We start from the raw sequence: 24,512 nt of genomic DNA, 5'->3' as shown, positions 1-24,512 counted from the left end.
AGGGGCGGCGAAAGAGGCAAAGGCAATAGGCTTGAACTAAAGTGAAAGCCAGCGTCTTTAGGCGCTGGCCGGTAGCTTGGGCTTATAGCCCTTGTGCAAACCACCCGTTAGACGGGTGGTTTTGATTTTAACTTTTGATGAGCAGAGGAGGATTTAGCCGACAATTACAATTCCGCAGGCGGTCAGAATACTTGAATATTTACAATTATGATGTATACTTAAATATACAAGGGCTTGTAATTTTATGTTGGGGCAGGGTGAACACAGCGGTTACAACCGAGAAATTCAGCACGAAGGAAAATAATAGTGACATAGGAGATTAAAGCAATATGAAAGCAACGGTAATTGTTGATAATATAAAAAATGATGGTATTCCCGGTGAATGGGGATTGAGCATTTATATTGAATATAATGGGAAAAAGATACTTTTAGATACGGGAGCGTCGAATCTGTTTGTAAAGAATGCGAGAAAACTTAATATTTCGCTGAAAGACATAGACTTAGCTGTATTGTCCCATGCGCACTACGACCATGCTAATGGGATGAGGGATTTTTTTGAGATAAATGATAAAGCTTTATTCTATTTGCAGGACGGTTGTGCTGAGAATTGTTACGCAGGAAAGTGGATATTTCATAAATATATAGGAATCCCAAAAGGTGTTCTTGCTACATATAAGAACAGAATTGTATATACCTCAGGTGATTATGAAATCAGTGATGGAATAAGCCTGATTCCACATAAAACTGCCGGACTTGAAAATATAGGGAAAAGAGAAGGAATGTATCAAAGGACGACGGATGGGTGGGTTCCTGACAATTTTTCTCACGAGCAGAGTCTTGTTTTTGATACGCCGGAAGGCTTAGTTATCTTTAATAGCTGTTCTCATGGCGGAGTGGCAAATATAATAAATGAGGTAGCAAAAACATATCCACAAAAAAAGGTGCTTGCACTTATTGGTGGATTCCATATATTTAATAAGCCTGAGAGCAAAGTCAGGGAGTTTGCAAAAGATATAAAGAATACCGGCATCAAATATTTATATACGGGACATTGCACCGGAAAAAAATCATTTAAAATTTTAAAAGAAGAGTTGGGGGATATAGTAAGACAATTTAAAGTTGGGCTGGTAATGGAATTTTAGTTTCCTAATTCATAAACTGCTATACGAATAAAAAACGCTTAGCTGACAGCTAAAAACATATCGTTTCAAAATTGGAATTTTTGGAGGCAGTAAATATATGAAAATTAGATTTATTGAACCGGGCAACAGACCATATCGAAAGTCAATAATAAATTATGCAGTGTATGATAGATATATAAGAACACCGTCCGTCGGCTTAAATACACTTGCAACAATAGTTAAAAGAAAAATTTCCGATACATATATGTATAGTGAGTCAATCTCGAAAATAGATATGTCTGATGTGCTGGATGCGGATATCATTTTTATGGGCTTTTTTACATATGCAGCTATCAGAGGATATGAGCTTGCAAATTATTTTAGACAGAACAGTCGGGCTGTAATTGTTTTAGGCGGTCTTCACGCCTCAATGAATTATGAAGAAGCGGTTCGCTACTGTGATTATGTTATGCTCGGAGAAGGCGATGAAACCATTCTTCCGCTGATTGATGCAATAAAAAATAACAAAAAACCTGATTTTAAAGGCGTTGCGTGGATTGAGCAAGGGAAAATTACAAGCACAGGCATACCGAACCCGCCTGTTAATATTGATATAATTCCTGACAGAAGTTTAATTCATAATTATCAAAAAATGACAGGGCATATGACTATATGGCCGCAGGTACACGCGTCAAGGGGGTGCCCGCACAATTGCGATTATTGTGCGTTGGTAAGACATTTCGGAAGAAAAGTCAGAACCAGAACTCCGCAAAATGTTGTTGACGATATCAAATATTCGATTGATTTCTTTCATAAAAAGCATTTTCGCTTGTTCAAAGATTTATGGATTACCGATGATAATTTTTTTGCAGACAGACAATGGGCAAAAGCTGTTCTTAATGCAATTATAGATAGTGGTATTAAATATAGATTTAATATTCAAATTCGTTATGAAGTTGGCTTTGATGATGAAATTTTAGATTTGCTCAAGAAAGCCGGTTTTTTTGAGCTTGATATGGGTATTGAATTTGTTGATGATGAATCGTTTTCAACTTATCATAAAAAAAGTACGGTAAATGAAATTGAGGACTCTATCAGAAATATTCAAAAGCACGGGCTGAGCGTAAGGGGACTGTTTATTCTTGGTTCAGATAATCAGAAAAAAGGCTGCGGAAAAGCATTGGCAGATTTTGTTATTAAAAACAAGATTCAGGGAGTTTTAATACAGTGTATGTATTTTGTTCCCGGCACACCGGCTTATGAGCAAAACAAAGAGCGTCTATTGCACCGGAGATGGGACAAATATAACGGAAACACAGTTCATCGTCCTAAAAATATGACGCCGTATGAATTGCAATTGGAACACATAGACGCAAGCAAAAGAATTTATTCCGTAAAACGTTTGGTAAAAGCACTGATTTTTGAAGACGCTGTGCATAAAGCCTTGTTCCTTGGAGAGTATTTATGGCATTGGAGCGTAAGGCACGATTTGAAAAAAGAATTGAAAAATCTTCCAAATTAGTAATCGGAAAACCGTCCGCTTGCACACATATATTTTTTAAATCCCGCTTTGCAGGGATAAACAATACAGAATATCTGACCCGGAGGGCTTTGCAAAGTTTATAATTGGTACAACGTAAATTTTGTTTTCCTTGCGTTTAATTTTAATTCCAAGCCTCTTTTATATGTATATTAAAGGCAAAAGAAAAGGCAAGCTTCGTGCAGCAGAAGCTTGCCGAAAAAAATATGGAAAAAGCGTTAAAAAGCTATTGACTATCAGTTTATTATGTGTTAAAATAAGTGTACCTCGTAAAAAGGGGTTTATTTTTTTGCCCTTTTTGAGGGAGGCTTAAGCCGGTATTCCGGCGAAGAATATTAATCCGAAAATCGGAGGTGCCGTTAATGAGAGTTAAAATTACTATGGCTTGCACTGAATGTAAACAGCGCAACTACAACACTATGAAGAACAAGAAGAATGATCCGGACAGACTTGAAATGAACAAGTACTGCCGCTTCTGCAAGAAACATACTCTTCATAAGGAAACGAAGTAAGCGGAGGGTTTAAAATGGCTGAGAAAAACGCCGAGAAAAAGACAGACAAAAAAGCTTCTGCCGGCAAAGCAAAAAAGCCGAATGTTTTCTCAAGAATAGTTAAATATCTCCGTGACTGCAAGGGCGAAATTAAAAAGATTACATGGCCCACACCAAAGTCAGTTTTCAAGAATATGGGAATTGTAATTGCTGTGATTGTTGTAATCGGTTTGTTCATATTCGGACTTGACAGAGGACTTTACGCTCTGCTCGGTCTTATTATGCAGACAAGCGGAACCTAATTGACACGGAGAGGGTGAATAACAATGCCTGATGAAGCAAAATGGTATGTTGTTCATACCTATTCCGGGTATGAAAACAAGGTGGCTTCAAATCTTGAAAAAACTGTTGAAAACAGAGGTCTTCAGGATTTAATCAGAGAGGTTAAGGTGCCGACTGAAATTGTGACTGAAATTGAGGACTCAAGGTCACGTGAGGTTGAGCGCAAAATTTATCCCGGTTATGTATTTATCAAAATGGTATATACAGACGAAACTTGGTATGTTGTAAGAAACATACGTGGTTGCACGGGCTTTGTTGGCCCGTCATCAGAGCCGATTCCGCTCACCGACGCTGAGGTCGAGAAAATGGGTGTTGAATCGCAGAAAGTTGAGCTTGCCTACAAGGTTGGCGACTCAGTCAGAGTTACCGACGGCCCTCTTGAGGACTTTGTGGGCATTGTCGATGAAATTGACATCGACAAAAACATCGTCAGGGTTACTGTTTCAATGTTCGGCAGAGATACCGCCGTTGAATTGGAGCTTAACCAGGCGGAACTTGTAGAATAACTCGTTAATAATCACTCGGCTTGCCGAATGTTATTATTGAGGGGCAATGCCCCTTGTGGGAGGAGCGTAAAATAATTCACCGCTCCGCAAATTACCACGAATTTTGGAGGTGCAAAAAAATGGCTCAAAAGGTAGTTGGCTTTATTAAGCTGCAAATACCTGCAGGAAAAGCTACACCGGCGCCGCCGGTTGGTCCGGCTCTCGGTCAGCACGGCGTAAACATCATGGCGTTCACAAAGGAATTTAACGAGCGCACAAAAAATGATGCTGGCTTGATTATTCCGGTTGTAATCACAGTTTATGCAGACCGTTCTTTCACATTCGTTACAAAGACGCCGCCTGCAGCTGTACTCATCAAGAAAGCATGCGGAATTGAAAAAGGTTCCGGCGTGCCGAACAAGACAAAGGTCTCAAAGATAACCCGTGAGCAGGTCAAAAAGATTGCAGAGCAGAAAATGCCTGACTTAAATGCCGCTAACGTAGATTCAGCAATCAGTATGATTGCCGGTACAGCTCGTAGCATGGGCATTGAAGTTGTCGATTGATTAAGCCCGGGTGGGAGGACTAAATCCGATTTTACCACTCAACAGGGAGGACAAACCAATGAAACACGGAAAGAAATATGTTGACAGCGCAAAGCTTGTTGACAAGACAAAATATTATGATACTGCCGAGGCTATGGACCTTTGCATTAAGACCTCTAAGGCTAAGTTTGACGAGACTGTTGAAGTTCACGTTAAGCTCGGCGTTGACAGCCGTCACGCTGACCAGCAGGTTAGAGGTGCAATCGTTCTTCCGAACGGCACAGGTAAAAACGTTAAGGTTCTTGCAATTTGCAAGGGCGACAACGAAAAGCTTGCAAAAGAGGCAGGAGCTGACTTTGTAGGCGCAGAGGATATGACGCAGAAGATTCAGCAGGAGAACTGGATGGACTTTGACGTGCTCATTACAACACCCGATATGATGGGTCTTGTTGGCCGTCTTGGTAAAATCCTTGGACCTCGTGGTCTTATGCCAAACCCGAAGGCAGGTACTGTTACACCTGACATTGCTAAGGCTGTTAAAGAGGCTAAGGCAGGTAAGATTGAGTACCGTCTTGACAAAACAAACATCATTCACTGCCCAATAGGCAAGGCTTCCTTCGGCGTAGAGAAGCTTCAGGAGAACTTTGACACTCTTCTGGGCGCTATTGTAAAGGCTAAGCCGGCTGCTGCAAAGGGTCAGTATATCAAATCTGTTGCTGTAACAAGCACAATGGGTCCGTCAGTGCGCCTCAACCCGAACAAGGTTGGCGGCCAGAGCGCTGAAGGCTGATTAAAAAATACTTGACAGAGCTTGCTCTGTATGGTATTATAATTAAAGCTGTTCTTTTCCTAAGACAGCAGGTGCATAATGCATAAAGGATTTTCCTGCCTGCCGAGGTCACAGTGTAATTTTATTTAAATTTTATTTAAAATTATTCTGCCCCTCTGCACGTCAGGGGGGCTTGTTTTATGCACAATGTCAAATGCGGAGGTGAATAAATTTGCCAAGTGAGAAAATTCTTGAACAAAAGAAGGCTGTCGTTGCTGAGCTGTCTGAAAGACTTAAGGGTTCAGTAGCAGGCGTTCTTGTAAGCTACAAGGGTATTACCGTTGCTGATGACACAAAGCTAAGAAAGGATTTGCGTGAGGCAGGGGTTAAATACACGGTAGTTAAGAATACTCTTCTTAAGAGAGCTGCTGAGGACGCAGGCATTGAGGGTCTTGACCCGGTGCTTGAGGGTACAACCGCTCTTGCAACAAGTGAAGAGGATTATGTTGCCGCAGCAAAGATTCTTTGTGAGTACGCAGAGAAGAACAAGGCTTTTGAGATAAAGTCGGGTTATGTTGACGGCGGAGTTTTGAGCGTTGATGAGATTAAGGACCTTGCAAAGCTTCCAAGCAAGGAAGTATTGGTTGCAAAGGCTCTCGGAGGACTCAACGCACCAATCAGCGGCTTCGTTACTGTGCTTAACGGTAATATCAGAGGCCTTGCTTGCGTTCTTAACGCAATTGCAGAAAAGAAGGGCGCTTAAGCCACAATATTAAATCAAAAAAGTATTATTAAAATTTTGGAGGTACTTATTATGTCAGAGAAGGTTACACAGTTAATTGAAGATGTTAAGAATCTTACAGTTCTTGAGCTCAGCGAGCTTGTAAAGGCACTCGAAGAGGAGTTCGGCGTTTCTGCTGCTGCTCCGGTTGCTGTTGCTGCTGCTCCGGTTGCAGGCGCTGCTGCTGCTGCAGAAGAGAAGACAGAGTTTGACGTTGTTCTTAAGAGCGCTGGCGCTGAGAAGATTAAGGTTATCAAGGTTGTTCGTGAGATCACAGGTCTTGGCCTTAAGGAAGCTAAGGAGCTTGTTGACAACGCTCCGAAGCCGGTTAAAGAGGCTGTTTCTAAGGACGACGCTGAGGCTATCAAGGCAAAGCTTGCTGAGGTTGGCGCAGAGGTTGAGGTTAAGTAATTTAAGCTTAGCTGAATATTTCAAGCATTTGGGGGCGGATTATTCCGCCCCTTTTTTTGTTGCCGGTGACAAAAAAGCGTAAATATCGGGATGTATTCGGGCGTTTAATTGAAAACATAGCGTAGGTTGCTGTTTGCGCAGCCCGTAATGAATAAAGCACGTTTGGTTATTTGCTTAACAAAAAATATGATTTGTGCAACTTGTGACAAAATTGTAATGTATATTATGACAATTAAACAATTCGTAACTTTATTGTTGCAAAATTTCTAAATTTAGTTGAAGTTTAGTTCTTCATGTAGTATAATTATGACGCTGAAGTAGTGCATGCTTCGGAAATTATCTTACAAAAAAATAGGAGGAAACAAAAAATGCGCAAAAAGATTGTTAGCATTGTGCTTGTAGCAGTAATGCTGATTTCAATGGCTTGCGTCGGAATGATAACAACAAGCGCTGCTGATACAGTTGGAACTATTAATCTCCAGCTTCCGCAGGCTTGGATTGACGAATTCGGCGACAATCCGAAAAAAGTTAATGTTTATGCTCATATTTGGGTAAACGGCGGTCAGGAAAACACATCTTGGCAGGTTGCTAAGGAAAAAATGACCAGTCTCGGCAATGGCCTTTGGTCTTATGAGATTACATCACTTCCTGACGTTCTTGAAGACGGCACACAGCCACAGTGGGATATGGTTATTTTCTCAATAGCCAAGAGAGGCGGAAGTGCCCAGACTTATGACACAACACTTTATCCTGAGTGCATTGGCAAGACCTTTACTATTGATACAACAGTACAGCTTGAGAATCCTATGGATTCATCAAAGAAGGGTCCGGTTGCTAAGTGCGACGGTACACCGAGCGGTCCGCACCTTGTTCTTTCTTCACTTGGCAATGTTGTTCCTGACGGAACACAGACATATGCCGACGGTACACCGGTAACTGGTTCACTCCTTCCTTCTGAAACAGTTGAGCAGGTTGTTAATAACTTTATTAGCAACAAGGTTACTGCTTTCATCAAGCTTAACCCAGAGCCGAGTAAAGACGATGCAGCAGCACACGAAGCTTGGGAGCAGGCAGTAGCAGCTGAAACTGAAAAGTGGACACAGTACGCTATCGACGAGCAGCTTGCTGAGAAGGTAAAGGCTGCCCTCGGTGAGGAAGAAACTGAGACAGAAACAGAAACTCAGACAGAGACTGTAACAGAAACTCAGACAGAGACTGTAACAGAAACTCAGACAGAAACAGAAACTGAGACTGAAACTCAGACAGAAACTGAGACTGAGACAATTCCGGCTGACACAGACTGGTATGTTGCAGGCGTTCAGGCACTTTGCAACGGCGAGAACTGGGTACCGGGTGCAGAAGTTAACAAGATGACACTCAACCCGGAGACAGGTCTTTATGAGATTACATTCTCACAGGTTGGCGAAGGTGCATCTGAGACAAACCCGTTCTCATTCGAGTTCAAGGTAACATCAGCTACACTTCCTGACTGGTCAGACGGCGTATCATATCCGGCAGACGGTAATGTTGGCGGCGCAATCAGTGCACAGGATGACGTTAAGGTAACATTCAACGCTGCAACAGGCGAAGTTAAGTGGGAGAGTAACTCAGCATTTGAAATTACAAACCACACTTACAGAGTTGCAGGTAACGAGGACCTTTGCGGATCAAGCTGGAATGCAACAGATGACAACAACATTATGACTTACAACGAGGATACAGCTCGTTATGAGAAGGTATACACAGGCGTTGCAGCAGAAGCAGTCAACGGCTATGAATACAAGATTACAGTTGACGGCGCAAAGTGGATTCCGGACGGAGTAGGCGCAAACCCTGTTGTTTATGTAGAAAACGACAACTCAACTGTTACAGTTTGGTATGACGAAGTAACAGGCGAGTTTGGCGCAGACGTAGAGTCAACACAGACTGAGACAGAAACAGAGACTGAAACTCAGACAGAGACAGAGACAGAAACAGAAACTCAGACAGAGACAGAAACAGAGACAGAGACTCAGACTGAAACTCAGACAGAGACAGACCCTGTAACAGACCCTGTAACAGACCCTGTAACAGACCCTGTAACAGACCCTGTAACAGACCCTGTAACAGACCCTGTAACAGACCCTGTAACAGACCCTGTAACAGACCCTGTAACAGACCCTGTAACTGATCCTGTAACAGACCCGCAGACAGATCCTCAGACAGATCCTCAGACAGACCCTGAAACAGAGACTGAAACAGAGGCTTCTACTGTTGACGAGTATGGCAGATACAAGGGTATTCCTATGCCGGACGGTATGATTATCAACCAGAAGGCAGAAGTTGACCCTGAGGATCCTGATTGGGACGGCTATTACAGAATTTACTACTTCCAGGCTCCGGAAGCGTGGATTACAGAGAACACTAACTATAAGGACGAAGGCTTTGAAATTGGCTTCTACTGGTATAAGGGCGAAGCAAGCAACGGTGCTTGGCCGGGCGAGCCTGCAAAGAGCCTTGCAGATTTCAAGATTGACTACTTCAAGACAATGAATCCTGATGCAACTGAGGAAGAGATTGCAGCAGCAACAGCTGAAATTGAAGCTCAGTACGGCACAGTTTACTATGCAGTTTGCAAGTCAAACATTCCGTTCATCATTTGGAACAACGGTATCAACGGCGGACTTCCGACCGAAGAAAACTTTGACGTTAATAAGGCTAACGCTGCAAGACAGACTCAGGACATCAACGTTGAGGATGCATTCTACAACCTCGTTGGTTCACCTGACGTAGTTCCGGACGATATCTACAACTCAGATGAATATTCGAACGATCCTGTTTACAATGACAACTATCCGACAGGCGAAACAGACCTTTGCGGATGCATTTCATATGTAATTGGTGAAACTCAGTTTGATAACCCGCTTACAGGTATTACACAGACAGTTGCAACAGTTAACTGGAAGTTCTATGATCCTAAGACAGGCGCAATGACAAACCAGGGTCTTGTAGACGAGAACGGCGAGCTTATCCTCAATGAGGCAGGGGAAGCTGCAAACCCGTACTACGACATGGACTACACATACATTCCGCCTAAGGGCACACCTATTGAGAAGCCGTCTAATCCTGAAACTCCGACAGACGAAGAAACTCAAAAGCCAACCAGCAACAAGCCGGGCACATCTACAAACAGTGATAACAACAAGAATAATAACAATGCTAACAAGGGCACAGTTAAAACATCAGAGAGCATGACTGTTCTTTCAGTTGTAGCTGTACTTCTTATGGCAGGTCTTGGTGTTGCTTTTGTTTCTCGCAAGAGAAAGGCTGACGAGGAATAATTATTCCGAATAAGCAATAATTGCTGTTAAAAGCTTTAATCCCGCCCCAAAAATCGGGGCGGGATTTGAAGAATAAAGAAAAATGCGTTATTTTTTACAGTTTTTTTACCTCCTTTTTATGTAAGAGATAAAAAAGACAAAATTGTAAAAAAATCTATTGCAGTTTTTTAAACTGAGGAGTATAATTATCATAATGAAGCATGGCTTCAAATAATTTCTGACAAATTTTAGGAGGAAACTTAAAATGGCAAAGAAAATTCTTAGCGTTCTTATTGCTGTATTGATGGTAGCTTCTATGGCAACTGTTGCAATTACAACAGCTTCTGCTGCAGAGCCATCATTCAGCGGCGGTACAGTTTACTGGGAGTGCCCATGGGATGTAGCAAAGATTGCTTACTGCCACGTTTACGGTTCAGCAGGCGCTGAGCTTAATGCATGGCAGACAAAGGGCGAGAAAATGACTAAGGGCGACGGCAACACATGGTCTTATGAAATTCCGGCAGGCCCGTATGATCAGGTTATCTTCTCAATCGACACAGGCGCTCAGACATTCGACCTCGTTATGACTGACGACAACATTGGCGACACAGCTATAACAGACACAAACACAATGATCGAGAACCCGATGGACTCTAACAAGACTGCTGCCAAGACAACTTGGAAGAGCGGCAAGAACGGTCCTCACCTCGGCATTACATCAATCGGTAACCTCGTTGGTGAAACACTCTGCCCGACAGAGAGCGGCGCAACAATGGTTGCTAACTACATCAAAAACTACCTCACAGTTAACCCTGATTCTGTAACTGAGGAAGTACTTGCAGGTCTTATTGAGGCAACTGGCACAACAGCTGAGGCTGTATATGCAGAGCTTGAGGCTATGGAAGAGTTCCCGACACTTCCTATGAGTGAAGAGGATCCGACCCTCCAAATTGATGTTGCAAGACAGCTTCTTGGCCTTGACAGTGGTTCAGGCGACAACAACAGCAGCAACTCAGGCGACAACAACAATTCAGGCGACAACAACAACTCAGGCAACAACTCAAGCACAGGCTCAACAAGCAGCAACCGCTCAAATACTTCTAAGACTTCAACAACAAGCAGCGGTACAACTACAACAGGTGACTCAACACCGTTCGTAGTTCTTGCTATCGTTCTTGTAGCTGCTCTTGGCGTAGCTGTTGTAGCTGCTAAGAAAAAGGTTGCTGAATAATTAATCTGAGGATTAATCTTTCTTAAACCAAACAGCTAAATAATTAGCGTACTTAACCGCCTCGGTATACCGGGGCGGTTTTTTGTGCCGTATGACTGAGAGCTTGCGGCGGGTTCTATTTTTTTGTTATTTGCAGGGATAATTTTTTTCTGTTGTTTGCAGGATTCTATTTTCCGTTATTTGCAGGATTCTATTTTTCTGTTATTTGCAGGGTTACATTTTTCTGTTATTTGCAGGATTATATTTTTCTATTATTTGCAGGGGTATATTTTTCTGTTATTCACAGGGTTCTATTTTCTGTTATTGCAGAATTTTATTTTTCTGTTATTTGCAGAATTTTATTTGTCTGTTATTATGCAGGGTTCTATTTTCTGTTATTTGCAGGATTCTATTTTCTGTTCTTTGCAGGGATATATTTTCTGTTGTTCGCAGGTTTCCCTTTTTCTGTTATTTGCATTTGAAAAAGGGCGAATAATGTGATAAAATTAGAAAGTATGCAAATTATGTTTGTTTGGGCGGTGTTTGTGCGCCGAAGTTTGAAATAAGTTTAGGCATGCGCACTTTTGCCGCCGCTTAATATGTAGGATTGGAGAGATTATTATGGCGATAAAGGTTAATTTGATTGCCCACACACCAAACCCTGAGCAGACTGTTGCCGCAGCAGCAAAGCTGTGCTATTCACCTGTTGGCGTTGACGAAATTCAGCAGGGGCTGACGATTGAAAAAACTGAAGCGTTTGTTAATATGCTTTCAGAAATCGGACATGCAAGCCCAATGGAGCATGCAAGCTTTACCTTTGCAATAGAGGGCATATCCAGAGCCTGTTCGCACCAGCTTGTGCGCCACCGCATAGCCTCTTACAGCCAGCAGTCGCAGAGATATGTTGACGGAAATTCCTTTGATTTTGTAACTCCGCCGTCAATTGAGAACTGTGAGGAGGCATTGGAGGAGTATCAAAGCATAATATCTCAGCAGCGAACTGCCTACACTAAAATCAGAAACGCACTTGCCGCCACGGAAATTAAAAAGCGCAATTCCTCACTGTGCGGTACTAATGATGAAATAATCGAACAGTACAGGGCAGTTGATAAGGCTGATTGCAGTGCTATTATAAAAAAGGCGAATGAGGACGCACGCTTTATCCTGCCAAACGCCTGCACGACCGCTATTGTTGTTACAATGAACACACGTGCGCTGTGGAATTTCTTTGCACACCGCTGCTGCAACAGGGCACAGTGGGAAATCAGGCAGGTTGCCGTACAGATGCTTAAGCTTTGCAAGCAGGCGGCTCCGTCGCTGTTTAAAAATGCAGGTCCGTCCTGTATGAGCGGCAAATGTCCGGAGGGAAAAATGAGCTGCGGCAAGCCGAAGCAGATGAGGGAATATTTCCTGAATTTGGAAAAATAATGTAATGGTTGGCGAATGTCGCCGTTTTGCAATGAATAATAAATTGCGATTAGTGAAGAATTGTGGTTGTCGCCGCTTTGCACCTTGCTTAATATAACATATTTTTTCGCAGTGCAGCAAAGCCTACCCATAACAAGGTGTTTTGGATTTGGCGGAAAAGGACGGAGCAAACCGTGAAATTATTTTAGCGGCAACCTTAAAATTATAACCTATTCTTAAACTTATTAATAACACAGAAACGGGGCTTTAACGCATTTATGCTTGAATTCAGCACTGTAAGAATTGACGATATAGATTGGTACAACAGTATTCTTTCGCTTGTGAATGAGCGTGAGGAGCAAATAACGCTTTCCGCACCGTTTGGCGTGAACTACATCTGGGCGCATTATTACGGCACAAAGCTCTGCCGCTTTGGAGATTTTATTCTAAGAGGATATTTTAAAAATAACGGCTCCGTAAGCTTTGCGTTCCCCCTTGGTGTTGGCGACGTTAAGGAGCCTTTGCTTGCTCTTAAGGACTACGCCGAGGAAAACGGCTTTCCGCTTTGCTTTGTCGGCTTGAACTGTGAGCAGGCGGAATATATAAATTCGCTTATCGGCGGCTTCACTTTTGAACAAAAGCGTGACAATGCGGAGTACATTTACGAAGCAGAAAAGCTTGCAACCCTTGCCGGACGTAAGCTTCACTCAAAGCGCAACCACTTAAACCGCTTTGAAGCAGGATATAACTATACCTTTGAGCCGATTGACAGCACAAACAAGGCAGACGCACTTGCCGTTGCACTCCGGTGGTATGAAAGCGCAGACGTCAGCGACAGTGCCATTGCTGAAAGGCGTGCAATCGAGCTGGCTCTTGACGATTTTGATCGTCTTAACTTCAAGGGTGCAATTATCAGAATAGACGGCAAGCCTGTTGCAATGACTATGGGCGAGCAGATAAGCCGCAGAGCGTTTGTAACGCATTTTGAAAAGGCACTTGACGGCTACGAGGGACTTTATGTTGCTGTTAACTGCTATTTCGCCAAAATCCTCACTGACTATGAGCTTATCAACCGTGAGGAAGATATGGGCATTGAGGGCTTAAGGCGTGCAAAGCTGTCGTACAAGCCTGCAATACTGCTTGAGCAGTGGGAGGGTGTGCGCAATGGCTGAGTGCTTTAGACCCGATTATGCCGACGTTCAGTCGCTTAAGTCGCTGTATTCCGCCTGTTTTAATGAAAGCACGTCGGCAACGGATATAATGTTCAAGGCTGTGCTGAATATTAAATATGCATATGCGGCAAGGTTTAACGGCGAAATAATAGCGGCGCTCTACCTTTTGCCGTGTGAAATTGCACTTGACAGTGCCACTGCTCAGGCTCACTACCTTATGGGTGCGTCTACTAAGAAAGAGTACAGAGGTCTGGGCGTTATGACGCAGCTAATACGCTTTGCAGTTGCTCAATCTGAAAAGCAGGGCGACTGCTACTCGGTTTTAGAGCCTGCAAGCGAGGAGCTTTATTCATTTTACAGTCGGCTTGGTTACCGTGAAGCCTACCATTCGACTGTTTTTGACTACGATATACAGCAAAACAGAAAAAAACACTTTAACACCTGCCGTTTAACAAAAAATTCATTTGACATATGGTCGGGTTTAAGGTTTAATATATGTAAGAGTATAAGGGGCAGTGTGCTTTGGGACGAATCGCATTTGAAGGCATGCGCCGAGGTAAACGCCTGCTACGGCGGCGGTGTGCTTGGCTGTGAATACGGCTATGCGTACTATTCGTCAGACGCATACGGCGTTTTTGTAAACGAGCTTGTGTGTAAGCAGGAGCTTGCCGAAAGCTTGCTGTGTTCTCTCGGAGATGAATTGGGAGTCAGCAGGCTCAGTGTTCGCTGTCCATCAGGTATTCTTAACGGCAGAAGCGTAAAAATGGGTATGGTTTTGCCGCTTAATGATAACAAATTTCCGCTTGATTTTGAATATAACGCTTATCTCGGACTAAGCTTTGATTAGGAGGTATAATAATGGTATACGTTTTTCTTGCAGACGGCTTTGAAGAAACCGAGGCTCTCGCTCCGGTTGACATACTCCGTCGCTGTGGCGTTGATGTTAAGACAGTCGGTGTCGGCGGCGACAGTATAACAGGCTCGCACCAAATTACGGTTGTGCCTGATATTGCAGATTCGCAGGTTACAACAGACGGACTTGAGGCGGTTGTGCTGCCCGGCGGTATGCCCGGTACGCTGAACCTTGAAAAGTCGCCAATTGTAAAGGCGTGCGTTGAATACTGTGTAGACAACGATTTGCCTGTTTGCGCTATATGTGCCGCACCGTCAATTTTAGGTCATATGGGCGTGCTTAAGGGCAAAAAAGCAACCTGCTTTCCCGGCTTTGAACAGGAGCTTACGGGTGCAGTTGTCTGCCAAGACAAGCTTGCTGTGACTGACGGCAAAATTGTTACAGGCAAGGGAGCAGGTGCGGCTATTGAGTTTGGTCTTGCCGTTGCCGCACTTTTGGCAGGCGAGGAGAAAAGCCGCAAGGTGCGTGAAGCTCTGCAATGCAGATAAACAATATTAAGGAAGAAAAGTCAAGGCTAAGGCGGCTGCACCGCCAAAGGCGCAGCGCTGTTTCAGCTTTTGAAAAGGCAGAGATTGACGCTAAAATTTTTGAGCGACTTATCTCACTGCCGCAATACAAGAGCGCAAAGCAGATTTTTGCTTATGTTTCAATGGGCAGCGAGGTGGATACTCAGTGCATAATTAATCACGCACTGAGTGAAAATAAGGCGGTTGCAGTTCCGAAATGCGTAAGCGAAAATAAGCTTGACTTTTACTACATAAATTCGGCAGAGGATTTATTAACGGGAGCATATGGCATTAAAGAACCGATAGAGGGCCTTGCCGCCGCTGAGGATTTAAGCGGCATTTGCCTTGTTCCTGCCTTGCTGTTTGATTATTCGGGCTTTCGTTTGGGTTACGGCAAGGGCTATTACGACCGATTTCTGCCACGCTTTGGCGGGGTTACAGTCGGCTTGTGCGCCGATGAATTTTTAACTGAGTGCCTGCCTCGGTACACCACCGACCGCAGGGTTGATATGATAATAACAGATAAGGCTGTTTATAATACTGATTAACGCTGCGTATTTTAACGCAGCGGCAGGAGGTTTATATGAGTGATGAAAATAAGGGTAATGAGCTGACCTCGGAGGAGCTTGTTGCCGAGGCGAGAAAAAAGAAGGTTCAGAGCTTTAAGCTGCACATTGACAACTACGGCTTTAACGACGCTCCACCCTCAAAAGTTAGGGAGGAGAGCGTGGACGAGCTTTTGGGCGATATAAAGCGTAAGGTAAAAAAGTCTGAAAGCGAGAAGCCGAGCAAAGCCGATGCTGCGAAATTACAGGGGAAAAAGAAAAATCGCTTTGAGGCGCCTGTGTATGTTGAGCCTGACCTTGACAGTGTGAAAAAGGAAAAGGAGCCAAGGCTTGAAACCTATGCCGAGCAGAATGCGGCTATAAAGAATTTCACGCCGAAGGAGCACCGTGAAAGCCAAACACAGGAGATTGAGCGTCTTGCAGGCAGGGCACAGGCAAAGCTTGGAATGTCTGACGAGTCGCAGCTTACTCCGGAGGAGCTTGACGCCCTTGCAACGGCTAAAAGGGAAAATGAAGAGCTTGAAGCGGACGAGGCTGTTATAAGCAGTTACAGCGACGAGCAGATAAAGAAAAATATGGACCTTGCCGACAAGGAAAGCCTTAAGGCGTACAAAAAGAGCGTTAAAAAACGCTGCAAGAAAAAGGCGAAGCGAAACGGCTGTATGTTTAAGCTTGTTTGGCTTGTTATGGTTGTGTTTGTCGCTGTGCTTTTGGGTATGTTCTTTATAAGAGGAACTAACGATATGCTCGGAATAAGCCGAGGAGCAGGCCCGACAACCGTTAGTACAGACGCAGAAGGCTCGGCAGGCTCTGCTGCGGCGTCGCAAGCGATTCAGACAGCGAGCGTTGACATTCCTGCAAATGCAACGCTTGATGAGGTAGCTGATATTCTTGTTGAAAGCGGAGTCATCAAGGAGCCGCTGTTCTTCAAGCTGTACGCTTCCATTACAAAAGCGGGCGAGCCGTTCCTTGAGGGCAGCTACCAGATGGAAACTAATATGGACTATGAGGCTATATTAAATTTCCTTATATATAACTCAGGCCCGAAGAAAACAATTTCTGTTCGCTTTACAGAGGGTCTTAACGCCCGCCAGATTGCAAAGCTGTTGGAGGAAAACGGCGTATGCTCAATGGAGAAGTTTTTGGAGGCTTGCTCAAGCGATAAATTTGATGAGGATTACGAGTTTATCGGCGCAATTCAAAACAGCGACGAGCGTTATTACAAGCTTGAGGGTTATTTGTTCCCCGATACCTACACATTCTTTATAAATGACAGTGTAGACAACGTTGTTGAGAAGTTCCTCGACAACTTCAATAAGAAGATTTATGTTGAAACAAAGCGTTATTCGGGTTACAGCGAGGAAATGACTATTGCCCAGTACGCCGAGCTTAAGGGAATGTCAATTGACCAGGTTATCAATGTGGCTTCACTTGTTCAGGCTGAGGCGGCTGACGAGCACGATATGTATAACATTGCTTCAGTATTCTATAACCGTCTTTCAACAGATTCGTCAGGCGGTATGACTCCTTACGGCGACTACGATGTGAACAGGCTTAAGTCTGACGTTACGGTTTTCTACCCGTATCTGTCTAAGGACGATGTTCCCGACGATATAAAGGACAGCTTTAAAAGCTCCTACGATACCTACGAGATTACGGGTCTGCCGCCGGGACCTGTATGCAACCCCGGCGAAAAGGCAATTGCCGCTGCACTCAACCCGAACTCGACTGAATATTACTTCTTCTGCCATAAGCCGGCAACAGACACAGAGGCGGCTGTTGCTTACTATGCAGTTACTTACAGCCAGCAAATTGAGAATGAAATTAAGGCAGGGCTCAGAGATGCTGACGATACACAGTAGGGGCGGATATAATGGATAACAACAAAATGGAGGTCTTGTCGCCTGCCGGAGATATGGAATGTCTTATGAAGGCAGTTGACTTCGGCGCAGACGCTGTTTTCCTTGCCGGACACGAATTCGGTATGAGAACTGCATCGAAAAATTTTGACGCAGACGAGCTTGCAAGGGCGGTTGAATATGCTCATACAAGAGGAAGTAAAATATATGTTACCTGCAACACTCTGCCAAGAAACAGCGAGCTTGCACGTTTGCCCGATTTCCTCAGCGCTTGTCAGCACATTGGCGTTGACGCATTTATAATTGCCGATTTGGGAGTGCTGGAGCTTGCAAAGAAATATGCTCCTGCTGTTGAGTGCCATATTTCAACTCAGGCGGGAATAGTAAACTATGCCGCCGCAAACGCATTTTATAATTTAGGCGCAAGCCGAGTTGTGCTTGCAAGGGAAATGTCGTTTGACGAGATTGCCGACATCAGAGCACATATACCAAGCGAGCTTGAAATTGAGGTTTTTGTTCACGGCGCAATGTGCGTTTCGTTCTCAGGCAGGTGCCTTATCTCTGCTTATATGACCGGCAGAGACGCTAATCGGGGCGACTGCGCCCAGCCGTGCCGCTGGAAATATCATCTTTATGAGGAAAACAGGCAGGGGCAGTATTTTCCTGTTGAGGAAAAAGACGGCGGAACATACCTGTATAATTCCAAGGATATGTGCCTTATCGACTACATTCCTCAGCTTTACAAGGCAGGTGTTTCAAGCCTTAAGATAGAGGGCAGAGCAAAATCTGCGTATTATGCGGCTGTTGTTACAAACGCATACCGCCATGCAGTCGACGGCTTTTACAGCGGCGGCTGTAAGGATGATTACAGGGTTCATCAGCGTATAAGACAGGAGCTTGAAAAAATAAGCCACCGTGAGTATTCGCAGGGCTTTTATCTTGGCGGTCAGCCTGGGCAGAACACCGAAAACGGCGGATATATCCGCCACTATGACTTTGTTGCAACCTGCGACAGCTCAAACGGCACAGACGCACAAATTATTCAGCGCAACCGCTTTTTTACAGGCGACACGCTCGACGTTTTGCCGCCCGGCGGAATACCGTTTGACGTTGTGATTGAGAAAATGTACAACGAATACGGCGAAAGCGTTGACAGCGCACCGCACCCGATGCAGAGGTTAAAAGCCGTAACAAGCTGTAACATTCCCGCAGGAAGTATGCTGAGAAAAAAGCGTGATTAAAGCGTGATTAAAGCGGGATAAACACATTTTGGCAATAAAAAAAGCAGAGGTATGCTCTGCTTTGAAATGTTTTGATGAATTTGCGGGAATAATTTATATAAGCCCGACTTTAGAAAAAGATTATAAGTTAAAAATAACCGTTCAACTTGGGGCAGTTGGACGGTTGTTTTTGTTGTGTATATTGCATTGACGGATAGCTTACTGTTCGTCAAGGGTCAGCGAATAAGCCGGAAGGAACTCTTCCATAAAGATTTTTATTTCATCAAGACCAATTGCTTCAATGCTTTTTGTTATCGACTGCTTGGCGGTTTTGAATTCCTCGTTGCCCATTTTCAGCTCCTCAATGCACTTGATTAAAGCCGACAGCTTGTCTGCCGCCTTAACATAGCGGTGCAAAAGCTGATTTTCCTGCTCGTCAAATAAAGGCTCATACTCCTGCCTTAAATCCTCAGGCAGACGGCTAAGCAGCTTGTCTGCGGCGGCAGACTCAATTTCCTTGTATGCCAGCTTTATCTGTGCGTTGTAGTATTTTATGGGGGTAGGCATATCGCCTGTTATTATTTCACTGCAATCGTGGAATATTGCCATAACCGCAACTCGGTCTGCGTCAATGTGTTTTCCAAGCCGCTTGTTGCCTATTAATGCAAGAGCGTGGGCGATTATTGCCGTTTCAAGGCTGTGCTCGCTCAGGTTTTCCTGTCGGGTCGAGTTCATTAGTCCCCAGCGGTTTATGTATTTCATTCGTGAAAGCATAGCATAAAAGGTGTTGTTTTTCATATTTTCCTCCGTGTTTATTCATTGTTTATCCGTATTATATCATTTTACACCAAAAGAAGGGTGGTTTTCAACAATTAATTATTTGTTAAATGTTCTCAAAATAGTGCATTAAACGATTTTGTGTGGTATAATGTTATTTATATAATGCCGACTTGTGCCGTCGGGCGGCAATATTGCGGCGTGGGCAAAGCCCGACGTTAAATTGACCAAAAGACAGATTTTATATTTACAAAACAAATATTCCACCTGATATAAGGCAGATTATACTTTGCCGTAGGCAAAAATTCATTTATAGGAGGCAGAATTTTGAAAGCTTCAAGATTACCGCAGTATCGCATACAAGACAGAAAGTTTAAGCTTCTTGCGTTTTTTATGCCGTTGGCTATGGCGCTTTTTATGTTTTTGCCGTTCCTTGTGTATGACTACGGCTTGTTTCTGTATTACGGTGACTTCAACGTACAGCAGATTCCGTTTTATCAGATGATTCACGATTCTATCCTCAGCGGTAATATCGGCTGGAGCAATACCACCGATTTGGGCGCTAACATTATCGGCTCATACACGTTTTATAATTTAGGCAGTCCGTTCTTCTGGCTTACTCTGCTGTTCCCAAGCGAGGCTGTGCCGTATATGATGGCTCCGCTTCTTATGCTGAAAATGAGTCTTGCCTCCCTTGGCGCTTATCTTTATTTGCGCAGATATGTAAGAAACAAGCACTATGCCGTTATCGGCGGCATACTATATGCGTTTTCGGGGTTTTCAATATATAATATTTTCTTTAACCATTTCCACGAGGCTATCCTTGTTTTCCCGTTTCTGCTTGCCGCTATTGACGAGTATATGGAAACAAACCGCCGAGGAATAGTTGCACTTGCTGTGTTTTGCGCCTGTCTGTTCAATTATTACTTTTTTGTAGGTCAGGTTGTTTTTGTTGTAATTTACTGGTTCTTGCGTGTTATTACAGGCGGCTTTAAGGTTAATTTGCGTGTGTTTGTACGCCTTGCAGTTGAGGTTGTTATCGGCTTTGCGGCAACGGCAGTTTTGCTTGTGCCTACTGTGCTGGCGGTTACGCAGAATCCGAGAGTTTCAAACGCACCGGCAGGCTGGGACGCTCTGCTGTATTCGCCTGTGCAAAGATATATGCATATATTTACAAGTATGTTCTTTCTGCCGGATATTCCGGCTCGTCCGAACTTTACGCCGGGTTCGGGTTCAAAGTGGGCGAGTATTTCGCTGTACCTGCCGCTGTTTGGTATGACGGGTACTATCGCATTTTTGCAGTCGAAGAAGTACACAAGCTGGATAAAAAAGCTTATTGTGCTTTTGCTTGTGTTTGCATTTGTGCCTATTTTAAACAGCGCTTTTCAAATGTTTAACGCAGTTTACTATGCCCGCTGGTTCTATATGCTCACGCTGATAATGGTGCTTGCAACCGTAAAGGCTCTGGACAGCACTCAGATAAACTGGAAGAGGTCGCTGATATGGTCAACCGTAATAACGCTTGCAGTAGCTGTCGGAATCGGCTTTATGCCGTATACCGAGCGTGACAGCGAAACAAAGCAGGACGTTACAAAATACGGACTTATGGAATATCCTGACAGGTTCTGGGCGTATGTTGCAATATCACTTATCTGCATTGCAATACTCTTTGTTATCTTGCAGATATGGAAGAAGGACAGAAATAAGTTTATAAAAGTGTGCTACGCCTGTGTTTGTGTTGTCAGCGTTGCAAGCTCGCTGTACCTTCTTACGCTTGGCAAGGCACATAGCTATAATACGCACAGTTATATTATACCGCACGTAATTAATAAGCAGGACGAAATAAACCTGCCCGACACAGACGTTGCAAGGTCGGACTTTTATGAGTGTATGGACAATGTGCCGATGTTTTACCAAATTCCGACAATTCAGGCATTCCACAGCATTGTGCCGGGCTCTGTTATGGAGTTTTATCCGAAGGTGGGCGTTACAAGGGACGTAGGCTCCCGACCGGACACTACGGTTTACGGACTGCGCAGCTTTTTGTCGGTTCACTGGCTGTTTGACTATGTTGACGACAGCAACTCGTTTGAGGATTCCGACGGCAAAATGAAGATGCCGGGATATGAATACTACGGCAGAATGAACGGATACTCGGTTTATGAGAATAAATATTATATCCCAATGGGATTTACGTTTGATGAATATATTTCCGAAACGAACTTTGATAAGATTGCACAGAGCAAAAGGCATTTGGCGCTTTTAAAGGCAATGGTGCTAAGCGACGAGCAGATTGTGAAATACTCGGACATTATAGGAAAAGCCTTGACAGACGGCGAAAGCTTCCGCTATACAGGGGCAGAATATTTTGGCGACTGCAAGGAAAGACAGTCGCTTACCTGCACAAGCTTTGAGTATACAAACAGCGGCTTTAATGCAACAGCCGATTTGACGGCTGAAAAGAGCGATAAACTGATGTTCTTCTCTGTGCCGTTTGAAAAGGGCTGGAGCGCAACCGTAAACGGCGAAAGTGTGGACGTTGAGAAGGTAAGCGTCGGCTTTATGGCTGTAAGGGTAAAAGCAGGGCAGGTAAACGAGATTGAGTTTACCTACAAAACTCCGGGTTTGCAGCTTGGCTTGATTATAAGCGGTGCGGCGGTTTTGGCATTTGCAGTGTATATGCTGCTCGGCAGAGGTAAGTGGGAGAAAAAGCCGACAAGAAGAAGCTTTGTTGTAAAATGAATAATGAAAAAAAGGAACGTACATTCATTAATCTGACACTTACAGCGTATATCAAACATTAAGCAGGATAAAACAGATTTTTATTTAACAAATAACATTTTCAATATATTAAACCGGAGATGAAGATTATGGCATTTGGTGAAAAGATACTCAAATACAGGGAAGATATATTAAACGATTTAAAACAGCTTGTGGCGATTGAATCGGTGGCGTCGCAATCTACCGATGAATGTAAGCGTGCGCTTGATTTTGTTCTGCAAAGGGCGCAGGAGATGGGGCTTGAAACCGAAAATGTTGATGACATTGCGGGTCACGTGCAGTACGGCAGCGGCGGAAAGCTGTGCGGTGTGCTTACTCACCTTGACGTTGTTCCGGCTGGCTCAGGCTGGAGCAGCAGTGCGTTTGAGCTTGCAAGACGTGACGGCAGGTTATACGGCAGAGGCGTTGCAGACGATAAGGGTGCGGCGATTGTGTCGCTGTACTGCTTAAAGGCGCTTAAGGACGAGGGCATAGTCGGAAAGAATACCCTAAGGGCAATTTTCGGCACAAGGGAAGAGGTTGGAATGGAGGACGTTAAGGCGTATTTTAGCGCTCAGCCTATGCCCGACATAAGCTTTACACCGGACTGTGATTACGGCATTTGCACAAGCGAAAAGGGAATAATGCAGATTGAAATTTCTGCGCCCGACAATGACGGAACATTTTTAAATGAGTTTCGTGCAGGAAACGCTGTAAACGCTGTGCCTGACAAGGCTTATGTTCTGCTTGACTGCTCCGAGTCTGACGAGCATCAGCTTTACCGCTTTGCAGACGCTAAAACGGACGTTGACTTTGAGTTTAAATACACGATTGACGGTATGATGATAATTGCAACCGGCAAGGCTTCTCACGCTTGCGAGCCGCAAAAGGGAGTTAATGCGGCGGCACAGCTTATAGACCTTTTGACCTCAAACTTCGGCTATCGTGGTTTGGGAAAGCTTATTGGCTTTCTCGATTCCTCGGTAAGTACCGAAACAAACGGAAACTCGCTGGGCATTAAAATGCGTGACAGTGCGTCAGGCTCGCTTACTCTTTGCCTTAGCACGGTTACGGTGCTTGAAAATTCGGCTAATGCGACTATTGACATTCGCTACCCAGTTACAATGGATAGCTCGGCTATTTTTTACAGAATACGCAAGGCGGCTGAAAAGGAAGGCTTGAGTGTGAAAATTTTGTGTCACCACAAGCCGCTTCACCTGACCGACGAGTCACAGCAGATTACTCTGCTTAAGGGTGCGTACAAGGCTGTAATGGGAGAGGAGCCGAAGCTTTATTCAACAGGCGGCGGCACATACGCAAGAGAGCTTGGCGGCAAGGGCGTTGCGTTTGGCCCTGTTTTTCCGGACGATTACAGCAATATGCACGAGCGTGACGAGTCGCTTAACGAGGAAAAATTTTTCCTGCACGCTCAGATTTGCTTGCAGGCAATGTATGATATGCTGAATCTTGATTAATACAATATTCCTACTTGAAATTGGTGATGATATGACGGCAAATTCTATTATTAAAAAGCAGGCGAGAGGATATTTGCAGGGCGGCTATGCGTGTTTTGCGGCGGCGTTATTCGTTTTGCTTATACCCTTGTCTATTGCAAACGCACTTGAAACCGTTGTGGTTTTCTTTGATTTGGACAGTGCGTCGCCTGCGGAGATTTCAAATCACATAAACGAGCCGATAATCGTTGCTGTTTACGGCGCATTATTATTGGCTATACTTATTATATTCGCCCTTTCACTGCCGCTTTTGTCGGGCTTTTTCAAAATGGCGGCAAATGCCGCAAACGGCAAGAAGGTAAGCTGCCGTGATTTGTTTTTCTTCTTTGAAAAAGGCAGGTATGCCTGCGCACTGCGGTTTAATTTAAGCCTTGTTCTGCGCAAGCTTTTATGGTTGGTTATTGCGTTTTTGCCCGGTGTGCTTGTTGCATGCTTGCAGAAGCTTGAGCTGTTTTCCTCGTTTTCTTGGGCTTTTACATTTATAGGTGTGCTTTTTATGTCGCTTGGAATTGCTGCTTTTATTGCGCTGAGTGTAAAATACTTTTTGGCGCAGTATCTGTTTGTTACGGCTGACGGCAGTGAAGAACAGGCTAAAAATGCGGTTGCGCTGTCGGTTAAGCTGATGAAGGGCAATAAGAAAAAGTATTTCTCGCTTCTTGTATCGTTTATGCCTTGGATTGTACTTACATTCTTTATCCTGCCTGCGCTTTTCACAGTGCCGTATATGATGGTATCGTTTGCAGACAGCGCAAAGTGGCTGTGTGCCGACGTGCGGCAATGAATAATAAATAATTGTGGCGGTAATTGCGGCGGTCATTTTGCTT

General features: G+C 44.1%; 21 protein-coding genes, 1 pseudogene and 1 other annotated feature. Of the genes and pseudogenes, 20 read left to right on the top strand and 2 right to left on the bottom strand.

Annotation, left to right across the window (positions count from 1 at the left end; translation table 11 throughout):
- Positions 1 to 329: 329 nt before the first annotated feature.
- The 9 genes from GMA13_RS09400 (at position 330) to rplL (ending at position 6,485) form a co-directional block, all read left to right on the top strand.
- A complete protein-coding gene (locus GMA13_RS09400; protein ID WP_255883983.1) occupies positions 330 to 1,142 on the top strand; it encodes an MBL fold metallo-hydrolase in 813 nt (270 codons plus the stop codon).
- A gap of 97 nt (positions 1,143 to 1,239) precedes the next feature.
- On the top strand, positions 1,240 to 2,643 hold the full coding sequence (locus GMA13_RS09395) for a radical SAM protein (protein ID WP_255883982.1): 1,404 nt from the start codon (positions 1,240 to 1,242) through the stop codon (positions 2,641 to 2,643).
- Positions 2,644 to 3,023: 380 nt separating this feature from the next.
- Positions 3,024 to 3,173, top strand: a complete 150-nt coding sequence (gene rpmG, locus GMA13_RS09390) for a 50S ribosomal protein L33 (protein ID WP_255883980.1) — start codon at positions 3,024 to 3,026, stop codon at positions 3,171 to 3,173.
- Between the two features lie 14 nt (positions 3,174 to 3,187).
- The gene (secE, locus tag GMA13_RS09385; protein WP_255883978.1) at positions 3,188 to 3,454 is read left to right on the top strand and encodes a preprotein translocase subunit SecE; all 267 of its coding nucleotides are present in this window, start codon (positions 3,188 to 3,190) and stop codon (positions 3,452 to 3,454) included.
- A 24-nt stretch (positions 3,455 to 3,478) separates the two neighbouring features.
- Positions 3,479 to 4,000, top strand: a complete 522-nt coding sequence (gene nusG / locus GMA13_RS09380) for a transcription termination/antitermination protein NusG (protein WP_255883977.1) — start codon at positions 3,479 to 3,481, stop codon at positions 3,998 to 4,000.
- A 119-nt stretch (positions 4,001 to 4,119) separates the two neighbouring features.
- Positions 4,120 to 4,545, top strand: a complete 426-nt coding sequence (gene rplK / locus GMA13_RS09375; RefSeq protein ID WP_255883976.1) for a 50S ribosomal protein L11 — start codon at positions 4,120 to 4,122, stop codon at positions 4,543 to 4,545.
- Between the two features lie 58 nt (positions 4,546 to 4,603).
- Positions 4,604 to 5,314: a 50S ribosomal protein L1 gene (gene rplA, locus GMA13_RS09370; RefSeq protein WP_255883974.1), complete on the top strand. Its 711-nt coding sequence runs from the start codon at positions 4,604 to 4,606 to the stop codon at positions 5,312 to 5,314.
- A gap of 40 nt (positions 5,315 to 5,354) precedes the next feature.
- Positions 5,355 to 5,501, top strand: a sequence feature (ribosomal protein L10 leader region).
- A gap of 24 nt (positions 5,502 to 5,525) precedes the next feature.
- Complete coding sequence (gene rplJ / locus GMA13_RS09365; RefSeq protein WP_255883972.1) at positions 5,526 to 6,056, top strand: 50S ribosomal protein L10; 531 nt, start codon at positions 5,526 to 5,528, stop codon at positions 6,054 to 6,056.
- A 51-nt stretch (positions 6,057 to 6,107) separates the two neighbouring features.
- On the top strand, positions 6,108 to 6,485 hold the full coding sequence (gene rplL / locus GMA13_RS09360) for a 50S ribosomal protein L7/L12 (protein WP_255883970.1): 378 nt from the start codon (positions 6,108 to 6,110) through the stop codon (positions 6,483 to 6,485).
- A 2,023-nt stretch (positions 6,486 to 8,508) separates the two neighbouring features.
- Here the strand turns inward: rplL and GMA13_RS10645 are convergent.
- Positions 8,509 to 8,595 (bottom strand): annotated as a pseudogene (locus tag GMA13_RS10645) (hypothetical protein); the annotation flags it as partial.
- Positions 8,596 to 10,049: 1,454 nt separating this feature from the next.
- Here GMA13_RS10645 and GMA13_RS09350 point away from each other — a divergent pair.
- From GMA13_RS09350 to GMA13_RS09315, 8 genes are all read left to right on the top strand, one after another.
- On the top strand, positions 10,050 to 11,015 hold the full coding sequence (locus GMA13_RS09350) for a hypothetical protein (protein WP_255883968.1): 966 nt from the start codon (positions 10,050 to 10,052) through the stop codon (positions 11,013 to 11,015).
- A 600-nt stretch (positions 11,016 to 11,615) separates the two neighbouring features.
- The gene (thyX, locus tag GMA13_RS09345) at positions 11,616 to 12,422 is read left to right on the top strand and encodes an FAD-dependent thymidylate synthase (protein ID WP_255883966.1); all 807 of its coding nucleotides are present in this window, start codon (positions 11,616 to 11,618) and stop codon (positions 12,420 to 12,422) included.
- A gap of 257 nt (positions 12,423 to 12,679) precedes the next feature.
- Positions 12,680 to 13,573 (top strand): DUF2156 domain-containing protein, encoded by an 894-nt coding sequence (locus GMA13_RS09340; RefSeq protein ID WP_255883964.1) that lies wholly within the window; start codon positions 12,680 to 12,682, stop codon positions 13,571 to 13,573.
- Positions 13,566 to 14,420 (top strand): GNAT family N-acetyltransferase, encoded by an 855-nt coding sequence (locus GMA13_RS09335; RefSeq protein WP_255883962.1) that lies wholly within the window; start codon positions 13,566 to 13,568, stop codon positions 14,418 to 14,420. The genes GMA13_RS09340 and GMA13_RS09335 overlap by 8 nt, the downstream gene beginning before the upstream one ends.
- 11 nt (positions 14,421 to 14,431) lie before the next feature.
- A complete protein-coding gene (locus GMA13_RS09330; protein WP_255911113.1) occupies positions 14,432 to 14,974 on the top strand; it encodes a DJ-1 family glyoxalase III in 543 nt (180 codons plus the stop codon).
- Positions 14,965 to 15,540: a 5-formyltetrahydrofolate cyclo-ligase gene (locus tag GMA13_RS09325; protein WP_255911110.1), complete on the top strand. Its 576-nt coding sequence runs from the start codon at positions 14,965 to 14,967 to the stop codon at positions 15,538 to 15,540. The genes GMA13_RS09330 and GMA13_RS09325 overlap by 10 nt, the downstream gene beginning before the upstream one ends.
- Before the next feature lie 35 nt (positions 15,541 to 15,575).
- The gene (mltG, locus tag GMA13_RS09320; protein ID WP_255911107.1) at positions 15,576 to 17,420 is read left to right on the top strand and encodes an endolytic transglycosylase MltG; all 1,845 of its coding nucleotides are present in this window, start codon (positions 15,576 to 15,578) and stop codon (positions 17,418 to 17,420) included.
- Positions 17,421 to 17,431: 11 nt separating this feature from the next.
- Positions 17,432 to 18,658 carry a U32 family peptidase gene (locus GMA13_RS09315; protein ID WP_255911104.1) on the top strand — a complete coding sequence of 409 codons (1,227 nt, stop codon included), beginning with the start codon at positions 17,432 to 17,434 and terminating at the stop codon, positions 18,656 to 18,658.
- Positions 18,659 to 18,856: 198 nt separating this feature from the next.
- Here GMA13_RS09315 and yfbR read toward each other — a convergent pair whose 3' ends face one another.
- Entirely contained in the window at positions 18,857 to 19,435 is a 579-nt protein-coding gene (yfbR, locus tag GMA13_RS09310; RefSeq protein WP_255911101.1) for a 5'-deoxynucleotidase, read from the bottom strand.
- Between the two features lie 306 nt (positions 19,436 to 19,741).
- On the opposite strand from yfbR, the gene GMA13_RS09305 reads away from it, so the two are divergent.
- From GMA13_RS09305 to GMA13_RS09295, 3 genes are all read left to right on the top strand, one after another.
- Entirely contained in the window at positions 19,742 to 22,156 is a 2,415-nt protein-coding gene (locus GMA13_RS09305; RefSeq protein WP_255911097.1) for a YfhO family protein, read from the top strand.
- A gap of 128 nt (positions 22,157 to 22,284) precedes the next feature.
- The gene (locus tag GMA13_RS09300) at positions 22,285 to 23,649 is read left to right on the top strand and encodes a Sapep family Mn(2+)-dependent dipeptidase (RefSeq protein ID WP_255883949.1); all 1,365 of its coding nucleotides are present in this window, start codon (positions 22,285 to 22,287) and stop codon (positions 23,647 to 23,649) included.
- Complete coding sequence (locus tag GMA13_RS09295) at positions 23,642 to 24,469, top strand: DUF975 family protein (protein WP_255883948.1); 828 nt, start codon at positions 23,642 to 23,644, stop codon at positions 24,467 to 24,469. Before GMA13_RS09300 ends, GMA13_RS09295 begins: the two co-directional genes overlap by 8 nt.
- The last annotated feature ends 43 nt before the right edge of the window (positions 24,470 to 24,512 follow it).

This window comes from Ruminococcus sp. zg-924, from assembly GCF_024433635.1.
Lineage (GTDB): Bacteria > Bacillota > Clostridia > Oscillospirales > Acutalibacteraceae > UBA7067.
Note: the sequence above shows the minus strand (reverse complement) of the source record. Positions and strands in the feature narration are given on the sequence as shown.